Origin of the sequence: Streptomyces sp. S.PB5 (genome assembly GCF_030403745.1) — a bacterium.
Lineage (GTDB): Bacteria > Actinomycetota > Actinomycetes > Streptomycetales > Streptomycetaceae > Streptomyces.
This window is the reverse complement of sequence record NZ_JAQMWP010000004.1, coordinates 348,069-368,078: the sequence shown is the minus strand read 5'-3', so window position 1 is coordinate 368,078 and position 20,010 is coordinate 348,069. Positions and strand designations below refer to the sequence as shown.

Here is a 20,010-nt window from a genome sequence, read left to right as displayed (position 1 = left end):
GCATCGGCCGAGGGCATCCCCCGTCCCTCATCCGTCATCCCTCATCCCCGAAACCCGAACCTGGAACCGAACAGATTCCTCCCGCGTGTGAATGGGCAGGGGGTGGTGCGGGGCGCCGAGCCGTGCCGGAAAACCGCGCACCGCGCTGCAATCCGATCAAGATCCAGTGAAGGCCGGTGCGGATGTCAGTCCCGGCGGCGATACTTGCGGCGACGGATGACCATGGGGGAGGTCAACAGTGACACACCCGCCGAAAAGCAGCGCGGCACCACCACCGGTACCGGGCATGCCCACCATGCCCGCGATACCACCGCAGGCACACCCCGACACACCTGTGTCCACCGGCTCCGCCACCCCCACAGCGCCACCGGAGGAGCCCCGCCGCACGGCCTTCGCCGAGGGCGTCGACCGCCTCCGCACCGCGGCCACCACGGAACCCGGCCGCCTGCGCATCATCGGCGCCCTGCTCGCCGCCCTGGTCGTCGCGTTCGGCGCGGTGACCGCCTGGCAGATGGCGGACCGCGAGGCCGCCGCCGACGACGTCCTGCACAAGAGCCAGCCCCTCAGCAGCGCCGCCGCCGACATCTACCGCAGCCTCGCCGACGCCAACACCGCCGCCTCCAGCGGCTTCCTGGCGGGCGGCCAGGAGACGGCGGACTCCCGCAGGCGCTACGAGGAGGACATCGACAAGGCGGCCGCGGGCCTGGTCAAGGCCGCGGCGAACTCGGACCCCGACTCCCCGGCGGCGGCCACGGTCACCAAGCTCAACCGCCTGCTGCCCGAGTACAAGGGCCTGATCGAGCGCGCCCGCACGTACAACCGCCAGGGCTTCCCCGTCGGCGGCGCCTACCTGCGCTACGCGAACGAGAAGATGCAGCAGGACATGCTCCCCGCGGCGGAGGACCTGTACAAGAAGGAGAACCAGCGGCTGCGCGCCGACTACGACGACGCGACGCCCTACCCCTGGGCGGCGATAGGCCTGGGCGTGGTCGCCCTGGCCGGCCTCGCCTGGGCCCAGCACCGCAACTACCGGCGTACGAACCGGGTCCTGAACCACGGCCTGGTGGCGGCGACGGCCACCACCACCGTCGTCCTCCTCTGGCTCGTCGTCGGCCACAGCGTCGCCCGAGCGGGCCTGAACGACTCCTACGACCACGGAGTCCGCTCCCTGAACGTCCTGCACGACGCCCGCATCGCCTCCCTCAAGGCCCGGGGCAACGAGAACCTCACCCTGGTCGCCCGCGGCGCCGAGACCGTGACGGTGAAGAACGCCAAGGGCGAGGAGGAGAGCAAGGACAAGTACGACAACAGCTTCCAGACCGACATGAAGACCCTCGGCAAGGGCCTGGCCGAAGCCGCGAAGCTCGCCGACGACACCTCCGGCAAGAAGCCGGTCACCGCGGCCGAGGGCAACATGACGGAGTGGCAGAAGCGCCACCTGGACGCCCGCGCCCAGGACGAGAACGGCGACTACGAGCAGGCGCTGGACAAGGTCATCGGCCCCGAGGGCGCCACCGGCGAGTGCTTCGACAGCGTCGACGCCAACCTCGCCAGGGCGCTCACGCACGAGGAGGCCGAGTTCAAGCGGGCCGCGGGTGACGGACTGGGCGCGATGACGGGTCTGTCGGTGGGCGCCGCGGTGCTCGCCGTCCTGGGCGCGGCGGGCGCGGTCCTCGGCATCGGCCGCAGGCTGTCGGAGTACAGGTGAGAGGGGGCATGACGATGAACGCACGACGTGTGCGGGTGCTGCGAGCCGGTCTGAAGGGCTGGGGCGGGGTGGCCGCGATGGCGGTCGTCTGCGCCCTGGCACTGGCGTTCGCGCTGCTGCTGCCGCTGACCCAGTCGTCCGACGGCGGCACGGCCACCGGCGGCCAGGGCGTGGCCCACGGCAGCCAGGCCCGCGCCGAGGACGACCCCTGCAAGCGGGACCCGCAGATCGGCAAGGCCCCGGAGAAGTACACGCTGTCGCCGTCCCCCGCGGACGGAGCGACGATCGCGGCGATCAAGGCCCGCCCGAAGGACAAGCGCAAGCTGGTCGTCGGCATCGACCAGAACAGCTACCGCTGGGGCTACCGCAACCCCAACGCCGAGCGCAAGGGCCAACTCGAAGGCTTCGACATCGACTTGGTGCGCCGGATCGCCCAGGAGATCCTCGGTGACCCGGAAGCGGTCCAGTACAAGGCGATCCCCACCAACCAGCGCATCCCGGCGATCCAGGAGGGCCGGGTGGACATGGTGGTGCGCACGATGACCATCAACTGCTCCCGTCTGCCGGACGTGGCCTTCTCCGCCCCGTACTTCAAGACCGGCCAGCAGCTCCTCGCCCCGGTCTCCTCGGCGATCGCGGGGTACGCGACGAAGGACAGGCCCGAGCTCGCCGGGAAGAGGATCTGCACGGCGGAGGGCTCGACGGCGTTCAGCAAGCTGGAGGAGGACAAGGAGAGCAAGGCGCTCCCGGCCACCACCGACATCTCCCGCACCGTCCCCAACCAACTCGACTGCCTGGTGAGGCTCCAGCTCGGCGAGGCGGACGCCGTGGTCACCGACGGCGCCCTCGCCGCGAGCCAGGCCGCACAGGACCCGACGGTCGAGCTCAAGGGCGAGCCGTTCACCACCGAGTACTACGGCGTGGCGATGAACCTGGAGGCGGACGATCTGGTACGCCGGGTCAATCAGATCCTGGCGGACTACCGCAAGGACACCGCGAACGGCTGGCAGGCGTCGTACGACAAGTGGCTTTCGGCGACACTGGGACCGGACTCGGCGAAGTCGGAACCGTCGGCCCCGGAGTACTTGCGCAAGAGCTGACGCACCACGCGACCCGAAGCGAACCCACAACCCACAACCCCCAACCCCAACCCCGACAACCCAGCAGCGAGAGGTGATCGATGGGCGTCACGGGACCCCCCGGGCCGGTGATGGACCGGGACGAGGTGGACCGTGCGCTGGCGCGGCTCGGCGCGGAGTACGAGGCGATCGAGACCTCGCTCCTCGCCCTGCAGGACCACTCGGGCCGCAGACTGCTCGAGGGCGCCGCGCTCACGGGCGTCACCAAGGAGCGCTGGACGACCACGGAGGCGTCGATCACGCTGCTGTGGGCGTACTTCGACGCGTACACGGACGCGTTGCGCACCGCCCGCGAGATCAGGTCCCGCCGCCGCTGGTCCAGCCAGGGCGACCTCGCGGAGCTGACGGAGCTGCTGCGCGGCGAGTCGGTCACGGTGGCCGGCAGCACCACGGCGACGGCCAACGCCCCGACCCTGCACGGCAATTCGGGCAAGCTCAGCGAGCAGTTCAGCCTCTCCACCCTCGTGGACCGCATGAACGAGCTGTACGCGACGAGTCTCGACATGGTCGTGGCCGCGGACGCGGTCTGGTCGGCCCTGCCCGCGAGGATCGATTTACTGGCCGCCGAGCTCCAGCGCACCCGCAAGCTCGCCCACTCGGTGGGCGTCCGCCCGGGCGAGCACCCGGCCGGCGACGACCTGGAACGCATCACCCGCACCCTGACGCAGCTGCGCGAACGGGTCATCTCGGACCCCCTGGCGTACTGGCTGCCCGCACAGGGCAGTTCGGCCCCCGGCGGCGGCCGCCCGGACACCACGGTGTACGACCGTGAGGCGCGCGCCCTGGAGGACGTGCGCCGGGAGATCGACGCCGTACTGACGGTCCGTCAGGACGCCGAGCAGCGCCTGATCAGACTCCGTGACGTGCTCTCCCGCGCGGACCGTACGCTCGCCGAGGCCCGCACCGCGCGCGGCGAGGTGCTGGCGAAGATCGCCGCCACGGAGGTGCCGGTGGTCAGCGGCCCGCCGACCGTGCTGCAGGAGCAGCTGGCGACGGCCGCCGAGTACCGCAGACATGCCCAGTGGCACCGCCTCTCGCCGCTCCTGGAGTCCCTGGAGCAGAAGGCGGAGGACGAACTGCTGCGCGCCCGCGAGTCGTTGACCGCGGTCACCCAGCCACTGGCGGTCCGCGCGGAGCTGCGCGGCCGCCTGGACGCGTACAAGGCGAAGGTCGCCCGGCACGGCCTCGCCGAGGACCCGTTCCTGATCGAGCGGTACGACGCGGCGCGCCGCATGCTGTGGAGCGCGCCCTGCGATCTGCGCGTCGCCTCAGAGGCCGTCCTGCGCTACCAGCGGGCGGCCGCCGACCTGCTCGGCACCCCGCGCGTGCCGGAACAGAGCGGGCCCGAAGACCGTAGGGGGGAGGCCCAGTCATGAGTGAGGCACAGCAGACCTGCCAGCGGCCCGGCTGCGGCGGTACGTACGAGGACGTGGGCGGCGGCGAGCTGTACTGCGACACCTGCGGGCTCGCACCGGTGGTGTCGGCTGGGGGTACCCCCTCTGGGGGAGGCATGGTGGGTTCCCCGCCTACCGGCATCACCGGCAGCAACAAGGGCTCCGGCAGCGGCAGTTCCCGCTCCAGCAGCCGCAGCGGCCGCAGCAGCTCCCGTACGTCGTCGCAGTCGTCGAAGTCCCGGCGTTCGGTGTCGGGACGTCTCTCGCGCTCCCTGTCGGGCCGTTCGACCAGCCGCTCGGTGTCGGTGCGCAGCTCGGGCTCCAGCACCAACACCAGCGCCCGCGGCCGGCTCGGCGTGGGCCTGGTCCAGGTCCCGGACGTACCGCGGCCCGATCCGCGCGAGATGGTCCTGGAGAACCCCGAGGTCCCCGAGCGCAAGCGGTTCTGCTCCCGCTCGGACTGCGGGGCGCCGGTGGGCCGCGCCCGCGGTGACCGCCCGGGCCGCACGGAGGGCTTCTGCACGAAGTGCGGGAACCCCTACTCGTTCATCCCGAAGCTGGGCTCCGGTGACATCGTGCACGGCCAGTACGAGGTCGTGGGCTGTCTCGCGCACGGCGGCCTCGGCTGGGTCTACCTCGCGGTGGACCGCGCGGTCTCCGACCGCTGGGTGGTCCTCAAGGGCCTGCTGGACACCGGCGACCAGGACGCGATGGCGGCCGCCATCTCCGAGCGGCGCTTCCTCGCCGAGATCGAGCACGCCAACATCGTGCGGATCTACAACTTCGTCGAGCACCTCGACCAGCGCACCGGCTCCCTCGACGGCTACATCGTCATGGAGTACGTCGGCGGCAAGTCGCTGAAGGAGATCGCCAACGGCCGCCGCACCCCGGACGGCAAGCGCGACCCGCTGCCGGTGGAACAGGCCTGCGCGTACGGCATCGAGGCCTTGGAGGCCCTCGGCCACCTGCACAGCCGCAATCTCCTCTACTGCGACTTCAAGGTCGACAACGCCATCCAGACCGAGGACCAGCTCAAGCTCATCGACATGGGCGCGGTCCGCAGGATGGACGACGACGAGTCGGCCATCTACGGCACGGTCGGCTACCAGGCCCCCGAGGTCGCGGAGGTGGGCCCCTCGGTGGCGTCCGACCTCTACACCGTGGCCCGCACGCTCGCCGTCCTGAGCTTCGACTTCCAGGGCTACACGAACGTCTTCGTGGACTCCCTCCCCGACCCCGACCACATCGAGGTCTTCCGCCAGTACGAGTCCTTCTACCGGCTGCTGGTCCGCGCGACGGACCCGGACCCGGCCCGGCGGTTCGCCTCCGCGCAGGAGATGGCCGAGCAGCTGACGGGCGTGCTGCGGGAGGTCGTGTCCCTCCAGACGGGACGTGCCCGGCCGTCGCTGTCGACGCTGTTCGGGCCCGAACTGCGGGTGACGGACTCGGAGTTGTTCCCGAAGATGGACGGGGAGGTCTCCCGGCTGGGGGCCCGGGTGGGCGCCACGCGCCGCCGCTCCCCCGCCTCCGTCCCGCTCCCGAGGCTGTCCGCCGGCAACGGCAACGGCGCGGCCGCCCCTCCCGGCGGCGGAGCCGTCCCGGCCCCCGGCAGCGCCGAGTCGCTCGTCAGAACCGTGGGGACACCGGCTGCGGCACTGGCCCTTCCCGTGCCCCGCGTCGACCCCTCCGATCCCAACGCCGGGTTCCTGGCCGGGCTCATGGCCACCGCGGCCGCCGAGCTGCTCGGCGCCCTCGCCGCGGCGCCCGCGCAGTCCGTGGAGACACGGCTCAGGCAGATCCGGGCGTGGCTGGAGAACGGCGACTCGTTCACCGCCCTGGAGGCGTTGCGGCGGCTGGAGGAGGAGCGGCCGGACGACTGGCGGGTGGTGTGGTACCAGGGCGTCGCCGCGCTGGTGACCGCCGACCACGAGGCCGCCGCGCTCGCCTTCGACGCCATCTACGACGCCTTCCCGGGCGAGCCCGCGCCGAAGCTGGCGCTGGGCCTGTGCGCGGAGGTGCTCGGGCAGCTCGACAACGCCGCCGAGTACTACCGCCTCGTGTGGTCGACCGACCCGAGCTATGTCAGCGCGGCGTTCGGGCTCGCCCGCGTGCAGCTCGCGAGCGGGGACCGCCGCGGCGCCGTAGGGACGCTGGAGTCGGTGCCGGAGTCGTCCATCCACTACACGGCGGCGCGCGTGGCCGCCGTACGGGCGCGGCTGCGCGGGCGCACGGCGGCCGCCGGCGACGTACCGTTCCTTGACGACCTGACCGCGGCCGCGGGACAGGTCGAGGCGCTGGACGCGTACGGGCTGGATCCGGCGCGCCGCGAGCAGTTGTCCACGGAAGTCCTCGGCTGTGCGCTCGACTGGGTACTCTCCGGTGGCCAAGGCGCCGCCCCGGCCGCCCGCCGGGTGCTGCTCGGCAGCGAACTGGACGAGCGGGGACTCCGCTTCGGCCTGGAGCGCTCGTACCGCACGCTGGCCCGGCTGGCCCGCGGCGGCGAGGAGAGGATCGACCTGGTGGAACGTGCCAACCGTTACCGCCCCCGGACGTGGGTGTAGTTGATGTCGCAGATGCCCCAGCCGATCGCCCTTTCGAGGTGCCCGATCTGCGAGGAACCCCTCGAGTCGGGTGACCGTTTCTGTGGAGCGTGCGGATACGACTTGTCCGCCGTCCCCGCGCTGCCGGACGACGACCCGACGATCGCCGTGGGCGTCAACGCCAACGGCTCGGGCCCGGCCGAGGGTGTCGCCTGGCCGCTCGCCTCCGAGCCGGCCGGCTCCGACACCCCGCCGGGCACCCATCTGCCGACGGATCTGGCGGGCACCGACTCCGGCGGCCACGACCTGTCGGCCGCCGCCCATGAGCTCCCGCCCAGCGGCTCCCCGGTCTCCCCGGTCACCGGCGTGCGCTTCGACCGTCCGCCGGAGCCCGACGAGTACCCGCTGCAGGCGCCCGACCCACGGGTCGCGCCCGAGACGCCGACCCCGGCGGAGGGCGTGAAGGTGTGCGTGGCCTGCCGTGCGGGCCGGGTCGACCACGACGGCTACTGCGAGAACTGCGGGCACGCCCAGCCACGTGAACGCGACCACATGGAGCTGGAGGCCGGCCCCATCGCCGCCGTCAGCGACCGGGGTCTGCGCCACCATCGCAACGAGGACGCGTTCGCCATCGGCAACGCCGCCCTGCCCGACGGTTCCCCCGCCGCCGTGGCGATCGTCTGCGACGGCGTCTCCTCCGCGACCCGCCCCGACGACGCCTCGCTGGCCGCCTCCCGTGCGGCGAGCGAGTCGATCCTCGCCGCCCTGCCGCTCGGCACCCACCCGCAGCAGGCGATGCACGACGCGATCGTCGCCGCCTCCCGCGCGGTCAACTCCCTGGCCGCCGAACCCGCCACGGCCCGCGAGCACGCCCCGCACCAGAACGCCCCGGCCTGCACGATCGTCGGCACCGTGGTGGCCGCCGGACTGCTGGTCGTCGGCTGGGTCGGCGACAGCCGCGCCTACTGGGTCCCGGTCGACCGCAGTTCACCCCCGGCCCGGCTCACCGAGGACGACTCGTGGGCCGCGCAGATGGTCGCCGCGGGACTGATGAACGAGGCGGAGGCGTACGCCGACGAGCGCGCCCACGCGATCACCGGCTGGCTCGGCGCGGACGCCTACGAACTGGAGCCGCACACCGCTTCCTTCAAGCCGGACCGTGCGGGTGTAGTGGTGGTGTGCACCGACGGACTGTGGAACTACGCCGAGGCGGCCGAGGAGATGGCCGAGGCCGTACCGCTCGACGCCGCGGTGCGTCCCCTGCACAGCGCGCAGGTGCTCGTCGGGCATGCCCTGGACGGCGGGGGCCACGACAACGTAACAGTGGCCGTCGTGCCGTTCCCCACCCCGCCGCAGGGGGCAGGATCGGCCTGAGGCCGATTACGGGGACGCCTCAACGGACCGGAGGGGACCGGTCCGCTCACAGTCGTTGCCCCGCAACCGTGGGGTTTCAAGGGGGAATCGATCAGGCATGGCCAATTTCTCGAAGTCGAACGTGCCGCAGTTCTCAGTGGACGTCTATCAGAACGAGTACCTGCCGGAGGGCGGCCGCGAGGTCAACGCCATCGTCACGGTCACCGCGACCGGCGGCGGCACGATCGGCAGCGCGGTCGGGGCACCCCATCTCTACACCGCGGGGCAGGGCCCGGACGCGGCCGTGGCGATCATGGTCGACTGCTCGGGCTCGATGGACTACCCGCCGACCAAGATGCGCAACGCCCGCGACGCCACCGCCGCCGCCATCGACACCCTGCGCGACGGGGTGCACTTCGCGGTGATCGGCGGCACGCACGTGGCCAAGGAGGTCTACCCGGGCGGCGGGCGCCTCGCCGTGGCCGACGCCACCACCCGCGACCAGGCCAAGCAGGCGCTGCGCAAGCTGGGCGCGGGCGGCGGGACGGCGATCGGCACCTGGCTGCGACTGGCCGACCGGCTGCTGTCCTCGGCGGACGTCACCATCCGGCACGGCATCCTGCTCACCGACGGCCGCAACGAGCACGAGTCGCCCCAGGACCTCAAGGCCGCCCTCGACTCCTGCGCCGGACGCTTCACCTGTGACGCCCGGGGCGTGGGCACCGACTGGGAAGTGAGTGAAGTCACAGGGATCGCCTCCGCGCTGCTCGGCACGGCGGACATCGTTGCCGACCCGTCCGGGCTCGCCGCCGACTTCACACAGATGATGGAGGCGGCCATGGGCAAGGAGGTCGCGGACGTCGCCCTGCGGGTGTGGACCCCGGTCGACACGGCCATCAAGTTCGTCAAGCAAGTCGCGCCGACGGTCGAGGAGTTGACCGACCGCCGGACCGAGGCGGGCCCGCGGGCCGGGGACTACCCCACCGGCTCCTGGGGAGACGAGTCCCGTGACTACCACGTCTGCGTCGAGGTCCCCTCCGCCGAACTGGGCCGCGAGATGCTGGCCGCCCGGGTCTCCCTGGTCGTCCCGCAACCCGACGGCAGCGCGCAGAACCTGGGCGCACAGGGTCTCGTACGGGCCGTCTGGACCGACGACATGGTCGCCTCGACCTCCATCAACCCCCAGGTCGCCCACTACACCGGCCAGGCAGAACTGGCACAAGCCATCCAACAGGGTCTGGACCTCCGCAAAGCGGGCGATATGGATGGAGCAACGGCCAAACTGGGCCGGGCCGTTCAGCTCGCGAGCGCCTCCGGCAACGCCGATACTGCGAAACTGCTTGCGAAGGTGGTGGACGTGGTCGATGCCGCGACAGGTACTGTGCGGTTGAAGGCGAAGGTCGCGGAAGCGGACGAGATGACTCTCGAGACGCGGTCCACAAAGACTGTTCGTGTAAAGAAGTGACCGGAAAGTGACCTAGCGGGCCCCTCACAGGACCCTGGTAGGACAGAGAAGGAGAGGGGGACGCGCCGACATGCCGACCTGCCCGAACGGACACCAGTCGGGTTCCGACGACTGGTGCGAGGTCTGCGGTCACCGCATGGCTGGTGCCGTACCTCCGCCCCCGCCCCCACCGCCCCCCGGCGGCGGCTACGGCTTCCCGCCGCCCCCTCCGGGCGCGGGCCAGCCCGGCGGCCGCTCGCACCTCTCCGCGGTCCCGGACCCCGAGCCGGAACTCTGCCCGCAGTGCCGCACGCCCCGCGAGGGCGGTGCGCCCTTCTGCGAGGAGTGCCGCTGGAACTTCCTCACCAACACGGCCACGTCGTACACCCCCGCCGCCCCCCGCCCGCCGGCCCCCGGCCCGGGCGTCCGCTTCCAGGGCCCGCCGCCCGGCGCGTCCTACGGCGCCGGCGACTCGTACGAGTACCAGGGCTCCCGCCCGTCCCAGATGAACCGCCCCGCGGAACCGATCCCGCCCTTCGGCAACGACCCGTCCGGCCCACCGCCTCCGCCCGGCCCGGGCGGCCCTGGCGGCTTCGGCGGCCCTGGTGGTCCCGGCGGACCTGGTGCACCTGGCGGTCCGGGTGCCCCCGGTGGTTTCGACGGTCCGGGCGGCCCCGGCGGGCCTGGCGGTTTCGACGGTCCCGGCGGACCTGGCGCACCCAGCGGCCCCGGCGCCTTCGGCGGTCCGGGTGGTCCCGGCGGTCCCGGTGGCTTCGGCGGGCCCGGTGGACCCGGTGGACCTGGTGGTTTCGACGGTCCGGGCGGACCTGGCAGCACCAATGCCCCCGGTGGGCCTGGTGGCCCAGGTCGCCCCGGCGGTTTCGACGGCCCCGGCGGACAGGGCGGCCCCAACTCTCCCGGCGGGCCTGGTGGGTTCGGCGGTCCTGGCGGTCCCGGTCGCCCCGGCGGCTTCGACGGCCCTGGAGGACCGGGCGGCCCCGGTGGACCTGGTGGACCTGGCGGTTTCGACGGCTCCGGTAGCACTGGCGCACCCGGCGGCCCCGGCGCCTTCGGTGGACCTGGCGGCCCCGGACGTCCGGGCGGTTTCGACGGCCCGGGCGGCCCCGGCGGCACGAACGCCCCCGGCGGTCCGGGTGCCCCCGGTGGCTTCGACGGACCCGGCGGCCCCGGCCGTCCGGGTGGTCCCGGTGCCCCCGGCGCCCCCTCCGCCTTCGGCGGCGACCCCTCGCGCCCGGTACCCCCGCCTCCCGGCCCGACCCCGCCCGCCGGCCCCGGCGCTCCCGGCGGCTTCGGCGGCGGTGACGACGACTGGGTGATCTCCCCGCCGTCCTCCACCGCACCCGGTGGCCCCGGTGCCGGACCCGGCGGTGGCTACGGCTACCCGCAGCCCGGCTCCACCCAGGCCCCGCCCGGACCCGGCGGCCCCGGCTACCCGCAGCGGCCCGCGACCTGGACGGCGACCATCGGTCCCGACCGTGAGTACTTCATGGCGATGATGCAGCGCTCCGGCCCGGAGGCCGCGGGGCTCAACCTCCCCGCGTACTCCCCGGAGCAGCAGCGCACGCTCACCGGCAACCAGGTCACCATCGGCCGCCGCCGGCACTCCACCGGCGACACCCCCGACATCGACCTGTCGGTCCCGCCGGAGGACCCGGGCGTCTCGCACCAGCACGCGGTACTGGTCCAGCAGCCCGACGGCACGTGGGCGGTCGTCGACCAGAACTCGACCAACGGCACGACGGTCAACGGCGCGGAGGACCCGATCCAGCCCTTCGTCCCGGTCCCCCTCCAGGACGGCGACCGCGTACACGTGGGTGCGTGGACGACGATCACGGTCCGCCGGGGCTGAGCGCTCCGCTGGAAGTACGTCCGCTGCGGCGCCGTCGTGGCTGGTCGCGCACCGCAGCGGAGCTGCTGACGTATACAGCCCCAGCGCCCGTTCAGGGCGTGGCCGGACCGCAGTCGACTTCAGTGGATCCGCTTAGACCGGACCAGCAGCAGAAAGAAGGGGCCGGACGCACACCGTCCGGCCCCTTCCACGTCCCCGCCTGCCCGGTGAGCACCCACTCGGCTTGCGCACCTCCGCCTCACCAACAGGCACCCACCCCGCCCAACCTGCGCACCTCCGCCTGACCAACAGGCACCCACCCCACCGAGCCTGCGGGCATGCGTGCCGCCTGGGGCGGCACGGGTGGGCGCTGGGGGTCCCCCCTCTGGGGGAGGCACCCCGCCAGCGCGGGCAAGCGCCCCCACCCCGACCTCAGCCCATCCCCGGACCTCAGCCCCACCCCCGACCTCACCCCCCACCCCACACACCCCCACCCCCCGCTCACCCCCCAAGCGGCCACACATAAGGCCCCGCCGGATCATCCAGCCAGGCCCACTCACACCCCCCACTGACCGTGACCCCATACCGCTCCCGCAACGGCCACCCCTCCCGCTCCCACAGCTGATAGGCCTCCTGCGGATCAAGACTCCCCCTGCTCAGCACCAGCAGGAACCGGAACAGCTCATGCTCCCGAGCCCGCTGCGGCACCCCACCCAACCGCGCAGGCTCCGACTCCTCCCGCCGCCCCTCCCCCCGCAACCGCACGAAGTACGCGGGCGTATGCAGAAACCGCCCCTCCGCATACCCCCGGTCCCGCACAGTCAGCGCGATCAACCCGGTGGCGAGCGGCGTGAGGATCCGGGCGCCCGGATTGCACTGGGCCAGCCACGCCTGCGGAATCGACGTCAGGGTGCAGGTGGCGATGATCCGGTCGAAGGGGGCCCGCTCGGGCACTCCCCGCGCCCCGTCCCCCGTGACGACGACCGGCCGGTACCCGGCGGCGGCCAGATGCTGCCGGGCCGCCTCGGTGATCTCGGGCTCCAGGTCGATCGTCGTGACGAGATCGTCGTCCCCCAGCCGGTGCGCCAGCAACGCCGCGTTGTACCCCGTACCGGCACCGATCTCCAGCACCCGGTCCCCGTCGCCGACCTCCAGCGCGGCCAGCATCATCGCCATCAGCGAGGGCTGACTGCTGGAGGAGACGAGCTCCCCGTCCCGCAACCGGGTCGCCAGCGGAGCGTCCGCGTACGCGCCCCGAACCCACCGTTCCCGGGCCTGCGGATCGGGACTCTCCCCCCACCGCCGCTCGTACCCGCCCATGACGCCGACGTAGTAGTACGGCACGAACAGATGCCGTGGCACCGCCTCGAACGCCTCCCGCCACACCGGGTCGTCCGCCCAGGCCCCGCTCACCTCGATCTGGTGCACGAGCGCGGCCCGCGCCTCGGCGGCGAGGACGTCCAGGTCCTTGTCGCCCTTGTCGCCCTTGCCGTCCCTGCCGTCCTTGTCGCCCTTGCCGTCGTGGAGAGCGTGCGCACCCATGTCTCCACTGTCCTGCGCGACCGCCCCCGAAGCGAGCACCGCAGCCGACCGATCCGGAATTCCCGCTTCCTGAGCAAGCGCCCTGGGGAAGGTCCTAAGCCCCAAGTCCTCGTCCACCGCGTCTGAGACGATGGACGGGTGAAAGAGATTCGGCGCGGCACGCTTCAGACGGAGACCTTCTACGAGCAGGTCGGTGGGGAGGAGACCTTCCGCCGCCTCGTCCGACGTTTCTACGAGGGTGTGGCCGAGGACCCGCTCCTGAAGCCCATGTACCCCGAGGAGGACCTGGGCCCCGCCGAGGAGCGCCTCGCGCTGTTCCTCATGCAGTACTGGGGCGGTCCGACGACGTACAGCGAGAACCGCGGTCACCCGCGGCTGCGGATGCGGCACGCCCCGTTCCAGGTGGACCGGGCGGCGCACGACGCGTGGCTGAAGCACATGCGGGTCGCCGTGGAGGAGCTCGGCCTGTCCGAGGAGCACGAGCACACGCTGTGGAACTACCTGACGTACGCGGCGGCCTCGATGGTGAACACGGCCGGCTGACCACCCCGCTGACCACTTCCCCTCCCACCGACCCGTACCCCTGACGGCCCCACCGAGCCCCGCCCACCCCCCTGAGTCCCGGATTCCGGTCATTCGACGCCGAATTCCGATCACGATCCGGTCAAGCCCGCCCCACAAACGCTTACCCCTCGCCGCCTCCCTCTGACAACATCACCGGGAGGTCTGGACAACACGGCGGGGGGCCGGGTCGGAGTGACGGGGTTCGGGGCGTTCGGGGGATTCACGAGGTTCGTCCTCCTGCGGGCGCGGGCACACCGCCCACTGCTCGCCGCCGCCCTGCTGGCGGTCCTGCTGACCACCGCGGTCCTGGCCACCCTCACCGCCTATTCGGGCGCGATCGGCGACGCCGCCCTGCGCCACTCGCTGAACGACTCCCGCAACGCCGCCGACACCGCTCTGGTCGTCGAGGCCGACGTGGCGGCCGACGGTGGCGCGGCCGCCGACACCGCCGTACGCGAAGGGGCCCGGAAGACCTTCGACGGTCTGCCGGTGACCGTGCGCAAGCTGACGCGGTCGGGTCCGTACGCGCTGCCCCGCTCGCTCCAGCCCGCCGCCGAGCGTTCCGGGGACCCGGATCTGACGCACTTCGCGGCGCTGGACACCACGCAGGTGCGGATCACCGAGGGCCGCACGCCCTCGGCGCCCCCCTCGGCGAACTCCTCGACGCCCCCCTCGTCGGCCTCCTCCACGGTCGAGGTCGCGCTCCCCCAGTCCGCCGCCCGGCTCCTGAAGCTGCGGCCCGGCGCCGAACTCACCCTCGTCGACCGGCTCGGCGGCCCGAAGGTGACCGCCGAGATCGTCGGCCTGTACCGGCCCGTCCACGCGGACGACTCGTACTGGCAGCTCCTCGACGACCTGCGCGGCCGCGGCGTCAACAAGGTCGACTTCACGACGTACGGCCCCCTGCTCACTGCTCCGGAGACCCTGACCGGCGGCCGGGTGACCACCGGCCCGTCGGGCTGGCTGGCGACGGCCGACTTCTCGTCGATGACGACCGCCCGGATCGACGCCCTGCGCGAGGCGGCCCGCGGCGGGACCGCGGCGCTGCGCGGCGAGCCCGCGCTGAGCGGCACGACGGCCGTGACCACCCAACTGCCCGCCGTCCTCGACGGGATCGACCGCTCGCTGCTGGTCTCCCGCTCGACCCTGCTGATCGTCGCGCTGCAGCTCGCGCTGCTCGCGGGCTGGGCGCTGCTCCTGGTGGCCCGGCTGCTGAGCTCCCAACGCACCGGCGAGACCCGGCTGTTGCTGGCCCGCGGCGCCTCCCGGCCCCGGGTCGCGGGCCTGGCCGCCCTGGAGGCGCTGCTGCTCGCCGTCCCCGCGGTGACGCTGGCGCCGCTGCTGGCGGGACCGCTGACCCGACTGCTCGCCGGACAGGGCGCGTTGGCCCGGATCGGCCTCCGCATCGACGTACCGGCGGGCGGACGCCTCGGCGTCTGGCTGGTGGCGGCGGGGGTCGCGCTGGGCTGCGCCCTCGCGGTGACGCTGCCCGCGCTGACGGCCTCCTTCGAGCGGGGCGGCCGGGCCCGCGCGCTGCCCGGTGCGGTCCGCTCGGGCGCCGACATCGGACTGCTGGTGATCGCCGGGGTCGCGTACTGGCAGCTCAGCAGCCAGACCACCGGCGCGGTGACCGGCGACATCCCCCACTCTCAACTTCGTTCGAGCGGGGGGACCCCCATCGGCGCCCTCGGCGTCGACCCGCTGTTGGTCGCCGCCCCCGCCCTCGCCCTCCTCGCCGGTACGGTCCTCACCCTGCGCCTGCTGCCCCCGCTGGCCCGCCTCGCCGAACGCCGGGCGGCCGCGGGGCGGGGGCTGGCCGCGGCCCTCGCGGGCTGGCAGATCGGCCGCCGCCCCGGACGCGGCGCGGGCCCGGTGCTGCTGCTGGTCCTCGCCGTCGCCCTCGGCATGCTGGCGATCGCCCAGGGCGCCTCCTGGAACCGCTCGCAGGACGACCAGGCCGACTTCCGCGCCGGAGTGCCGGTGCGCGTCACGGCCAACGGCCAGGACGACCTGGGCCGCACCGACGAGTACGCGGCCCTGGACGGCGTACGACGGGCCGCTCCCGCCGTACGCTCCGAGCTGCCCCTGTCCGGCAACCGCACGGCGACGGTCCTCGCTCTGGACACCGCGCACTCGGCGGACACCGTGCTGATGCGCTCCGACCTCGCCTCCGAGCCGGTGCGCCCGCTGCTCGCCCGCCTCGGCCCGAAAGGCACGACGGCGGGCGCGAAGATTCCCGCGGGCACGTCCCGGCTGCGTCTGACGGCCACGCTGGACAGCGCCTCGGCGGACACCGTGACCGATGTGACGGTGACCCTGGAGGACCGCTACGGCACCCCCTACCGGGTCCCGGCGGGCACCCTCGTCGGCGACGGCCGCCCGCACGCCCTCGAACTCGCCGTCCCCTCCGGCCCGTTGACGCTGACGGACGTACAGCTGGTCCAGCCCGTCCCGGTCGGCGAGGCGCAGCAACAGCGCCTGACGCTCGGCGGGTTGACGGCCGTACGACCCGACCGGTCCGTGCGGCAGGTGCCGTTGCCCGCCGACTGGACGGTCCGCTCACTCGCCGACGGGATCGTCGAGGAGCTGGACGGCGTCAACCTCCCGAGCAAGCCCCGGGTGCGCGGGGCGGGGGCGCCGGGGGTCGAGTTCGGCACCGGGTACCTCCCGGCCGACAACCCTTATGTCATCGCCTCGTTGACCGTCCGCATGCAGGTCGCCCAGCCCGCCCCGCCGCAGCTCACGGCCGTGGCGACCGACCGCTACCTCGCCTCCGTGGGCGCCCGCACCGGGCAGCGCGTGGATGTGGCGTTCGGCGGCCGGACGCTGCCGGTACGGATCGTGGCGGCCGTGTCGGCGCTGCCGACGACGGGGGCGGACGGCGGGGCCCTGCTGGTCGATCTGCGGTCCGTGAACCGGGTGTTGGAGGCGCGGTACGGGGAGAGCGTGACGCCGACGGAGTGGTGGCTGGAGACGGACCGGGGCAAGGCCGCCGCGGTCGCGGCCGAGTTGCGGGACCGCCCGGACATGGACCCCACGCAGGTCGTCGTACGCGACGAGATCGCCGCGGAGTTGCGCGACGACGCGTTCGGGGCGGGCCCCGAGGCGGCGTTCACCGCGGCGGCCGGGGTCGCGGCGGCGCTGGCGGCGCTCGGGTTCGCGGTGAGCGCGGCGGGGTCGCTGCGGGAGCGGGACTCGGAGTTCGCGGTCCTGCGGGCCCTGGGCGCCCCGCGGCGCAGGCTGGCCCGCACGATCGCGGTCGAGCAGGGCGTGCTGGTGACGCTGGCCCTGCTGGTGGGCACGGCCCTCGGCACCGTGCTGGCACGGGCGGTGATCCCGCTGGTCGTCCTGACCACGGAGGCGACCCGGCCGGTGCCCGGGGTGCTGGTCGAGCTTCCGGTGCCGCGGGTCGTCGTACTGCTGGTGGCGGTGGCGGTGACGCCGTTGGTGGTGACGGGGGTGCTGGCGTTGCGGCGGGCGAATCCGGTGGTGGCACTGAGGGAGCAGGGCAGTGAGTGAGATGAAGTCCGTCCGCACGCCCCGGAGCCGTATCCCCCGGAGCCGTACCAAGCAGTCCGGCACGCCCGGGGTCCGCGCCCCTCGTGTGCGTGCCCCCTGGATCCGCACCCGGCTGCGCGCCGCGCCCGGTGCGGCGCTCGCCCTCGCCCTGATGGTGGCGCTCACCGCCTGTCTCGCCGCGGCCTTCCCGCGCACGGTCGACCGCTACGAGGACGAGGGCCTGCACCACGCCGTCGAGCAGGCCGGCCCCGGCCGGACGACCGTGGAGTTGTTCGCGCAGCCCGAGTACGGCTTCCTCTCGGAGGACGATCTCGACCCCTCGGACCTGGCCGCCCAGTACGCGAAGATCCTCGCCGTGATCGAGCGTCCCCTCGTCATCGACCGCACCCAGTCGACGTACGGCGCGCAAACCACCTCCAGCATGGAGGTGCCGGACCCCTGGCTCCCGCGGCCCTCCGGCGCGCCCGCCCAGGTCACCCTGGTCGCCCAGCACGGCCTCGCCGACCATGTCCGCAAGGTCGAGGGCCGGCTGCCGATCGTGCAGGACGCGGTGAGCGCGCGGACGCCCGAGGTGGAGGCCGCGGTCAGCGCGGCGACCGCCAAGAGCCTGCACATCAAGGTCGGTTCACGCATCCACGTACCCGGCGAGGGCCGCGACCCGCTGACCGTCCGCATCACCGGCATCGTCACCCCGCGCGACCCGTCCGGCGCCTACTGGTCGACCCATCCGGTCCTGCACCGGCCCGCCCAGGTCCCCATCCCCGGTCTGCCGTCGGAGAAGTACTGGCTCGGCGCCCTTCTGCTCGCCCCCGAGGCGGCCCCCGCGCTGCTGGGCACCCCCGGAATCCCGCTGCCCTACTGGCAGTTGGCCCCGGTGACGGACGCCCTGCACGCCTACGACGCCGCCGAGCTGAAGGCCGCGGTCGCCTCCCTGGAGTCCGGCCCGGTCCTCCGCGAGATCCGCGAGTCGACCGGCCCCATGACCGACGCGGACACCGACCTCGACGACATCCTGACCGCCTACGACCGCCTGCGCGACGGCGTCTCCCCGCTCGTCGCGGTGGCCGCCTTCGGCGCCGGCACGGTGGCCGCGGTGGTCCTGCTGATGGCGGGCGGCCTGGCCGCCGAGCGCCGTCGCAGCGAACTCGCCCTCCTGCGCGCCCGCGGCGCCTCCCTGCGGGGCCTCGCGGCCCGCCTGTTCGCCGAGACGGCGACGACGGCCGTCCCGGCCGGCGCGCTGGGCCTGACGGCGGCCCTGCTGCTGGTCCCGGAGGGCAGGACGACGTACGCGATCGCGGCGGCCGCCGCGGTCACGGCCGCGGCCTGCGCCGCCCTCCCCCTCCGCGCGGTGGTCGCGCACCGGGTCGTACGGATCCACACCGGCCGCGAGGACGTGGCGACGGTACGGCCTTCCCGCCGCCGCACGGTCGCCGAACTGACCCTCCTCGTGCTGGCCCTCGCGGCGGTGGAGACCCTGCGCCGGAGAGGCTCGCAGGGCGACGAACTCTCCGCCGTGGCACCGGTGTTGACGGGGGTGATCGCGGCTCTGGTCCTGGTCCGCGTCTACCCGCTCCCCCTGCGCCGCCTCTCCCGCCCGGCCGGCCGCCTGCGGGGCGTGGTCGCTCATCTCTCCCTCGCCCGCGCGGGCCGCACCTCCGCCTCGGCGGTCCTGCCGCTCCTGGCCCTCCTCACCGCCCTCACGACAGCGGCCTTCGGCGGCTCGGTCCTGACGGGTGTGAGCGAGGCCCGCGACCACGCGGCCCTCGTGACGGTGGGCGCGGACGCCCGGGTGGACGCGGACGAGCCCCTGCCGTCCGCCCTGCCCGACCGGGTCCGACAGGTGCCGGGCGTGACGGCCGTGACGCCGGTGAGCATCGCGTACCTGGCCCAGCTCGACAACGGCCGCCAGTCGGCACCGGTGGTGGGCGTGGACCCGGCGGCCTACACGGAGTTGGCGGCACGGACGGGCCTCGGCCCCTTCGCCGAGTCCGATCTGACGGTCGGCACCGGGGAGGTCGTGCCGGCGGTGGCCTCCCCGACGGTCGCCGCGACGTACGGCACCCGGCCCTTCCCCGTGAACCTCCCGGACGGCGGCGGCAAGATCACCGTCCGCATCACCGAGATCCGCGACCGCACCCCTGCGGTGGCGGGCACGGAGTTCCTGCTGGTGAACCGGGCGAGCCTGCCGAAGGCGGCGGCACGCCCGACGACGCTGCTGCTGACGGGTTCCGGGGTGGACGCCACCGCCCTGCGCAAGGCCGCGCCCGATACGGCCCATGTGCAGCTGCGCGCGGAGGAGAGGTCCGCGTACGTCAACTCCCCGCTGCAGTCCGGCGCCGAGCACATCTACACGGCGGCGGTGGCGGCGGGCGCGGGCTACGCGGTGCTGGCCCTGCTGCTGTCCCTCCTGCGCGCGGCGCCCGAACGCACCGCCCTCCTGGCCCGCCTCCGCACCATGGGCCTCACCCGCTCCCAGGGCCGCCGTCTGCTGATCCTGGAGTCCCTCCCGCAGGCGGTACTGGCGGCGGTGGGCGGCGCGCTGACCGGCTGGGCGACCGTGATCCTGCTCTCCCCCGGCATCGACCTGACCACCATCGCCCTGGCCTCCTCCGCCCCGGCCGCCCCCTCAGGCCGAGCCGAACTGAGCACGTCCCCCCTGTCCTTGGCGATCCCGGCAACGGCGGTGGTCCTGATGACGGTGGGTGTGGCCGGCGTCCAGGCCTGGTGGTCGGGCAGACGGGGCTCGGTGAGGGAGCTACGGGCGGGGGACACGAGATGAGCCCCCGGCAAGCCGTACTCGGTCTCCACCGTAGCTGCGGGCAGTCGTGCCGCTGGGGCCGCTCCCGCCCCGAAGAGAGCGGCACCCCGCCGGCGCGGGCGAGTGCCTCCACCCCGGCAGCAACCCTCACCCCTGCCGCACCCGCCCCCGCCGCACTCACCCGCGCCGCACCCCCCGCC

11 protein-coding genes are annotated in these 20,010 nt (G+C 73.7%); 10 read left to right on the top strand and 1 reads right to left on the bottom strand.

Annotation, left to right across the window (positions count from 1 at the left end; genetic code table 11):
- Positions 1-295 precede the first annotated feature (295 nt).
- The 7 genes from PH203_RS13180 (at position 296) to PH203_RS13150 (ending at position 11,448) form a co-directional block, all read left to right on the top strand.
- Positions 296-1,708, top strand: coding sequence for a hypothetical protein (locus PH203_RS13180; protein WP_289920220.1), 1,413 nt, complete (start codon positions 296-298; stop codon positions 1,706-1,708).
- Positions 1,709-1,722: 14 nt separating this feature from the next.
- Positions 1,723-2,808, top strand: a complete 1,086-nt coding sequence (locus tag PH203_RS13175) for a glutamate ABC transporter substrate-binding protein (protein WP_289920071.1) — start codon at positions 1,723-1,725, stop codon at positions 2,806-2,808.
- Between the two features lie 80 nt (positions 2,809-2,888).
- Positions 2,889-4,223 (top strand): hypothetical protein, encoded by a 1,335-nt coding sequence (locus tag PH203_RS13170; RefSeq protein ID WP_289920070.1) that lies wholly within the window; start codon positions 2,889-2,891, stop codon positions 4,221-4,223.
- Positions 4,220-6,802, top strand: coding sequence for a serine/threonine-protein kinase (locus tag PH203_RS13165; protein ID WP_289920069.1), 2,583 nt, complete (start codon positions 4,220-4,222; stop codon positions 6,800-6,802). Before PH203_RS13170 ends, PH203_RS13165 begins: the two co-directional genes overlap by 4 nt.
- Positions 6,803-8,155, top strand: coding sequence for a PP2C family serine/threonine-protein phosphatase (locus PH203_RS13160; RefSeq protein WP_289920068.1), 1,353 nt, complete (start codon positions 6,803-6,805; stop codon positions 8,153-8,155).
- A gap of 97 nt (positions 8,156-8,252) precedes the next feature.
- Positions 8,253-9,599, top strand: coding sequence for a VWA domain-containing protein (locus tag PH203_RS13155; protein WP_289920066.1), 1,347 nt, complete (start codon positions 8,253-8,255; stop codon positions 9,597-9,599).
- Between the two features lie 70 nt (positions 9,600-9,669).
- Positions 9,670-11,448, top strand: coding sequence for an FHA domain-containing protein (locus PH203_RS13150; protein WP_289920065.1), 1,779 nt, complete (start codon positions 9,670-9,672; stop codon positions 11,446-11,448).
- Positions 11,449-11,928: 480 nt separating this feature from the next.
- On the opposite strand, the gene PH203_RS13145 is transcribed toward PH203_RS13150, so the two are convergent.
- Positions 11,929-12,969, bottom strand: a complete 1,041-nt coding sequence (locus PH203_RS13145; protein ID WP_289920064.1) for a methyltransferase domain-containing protein — start codon at positions 12,967-12,969, stop codon at positions 11,929-11,931.
- A 138-nt stretch (positions 12,970-13,107) separates the two neighbouring features.
- Here PH203_RS13145 and PH203_RS13140 point away from each other — a divergent pair, with 138 nt between their 5' ends.
- The 3 genes from PH203_RS13140 to PH203_RS13130 all read left to right on the top strand — a co-directional run bounded on the left by PH203_RS13140 (position 13,108) and on the right by PH203_RS13130 (position 19,831).
- Positions 13,108-13,512 (top strand): globin, encoded by a 405-nt coding sequence (locus tag PH203_RS13140; protein WP_289920063.1) that lies wholly within the window; start codon positions 13,108-13,110, stop codon positions 13,510-13,512.
- Positions 13,513-13,725: 213 nt separating this feature from the next.
- Positions 13,726-17,052, top strand: coding sequence for an ABC transporter permease (locus tag PH203_RS13135; RefSeq protein WP_289920062.1), 3,327 nt, complete (start codon positions 13,726-13,728; stop codon positions 17,050-17,052).
- Position 17,053: 1 nt separating this feature from the next.
- Complete coding sequence (locus PH203_RS13130) at positions 17,054-19,831, top strand: ABC transporter permease (RefSeq protein ID WP_289920219.1); 2,778 nt, start codon at positions 17,054-17,056, stop codon at positions 19,829-19,831.
- The last annotated feature ends 179 nt before the right edge of the window (positions 19,832-20,010 follow it).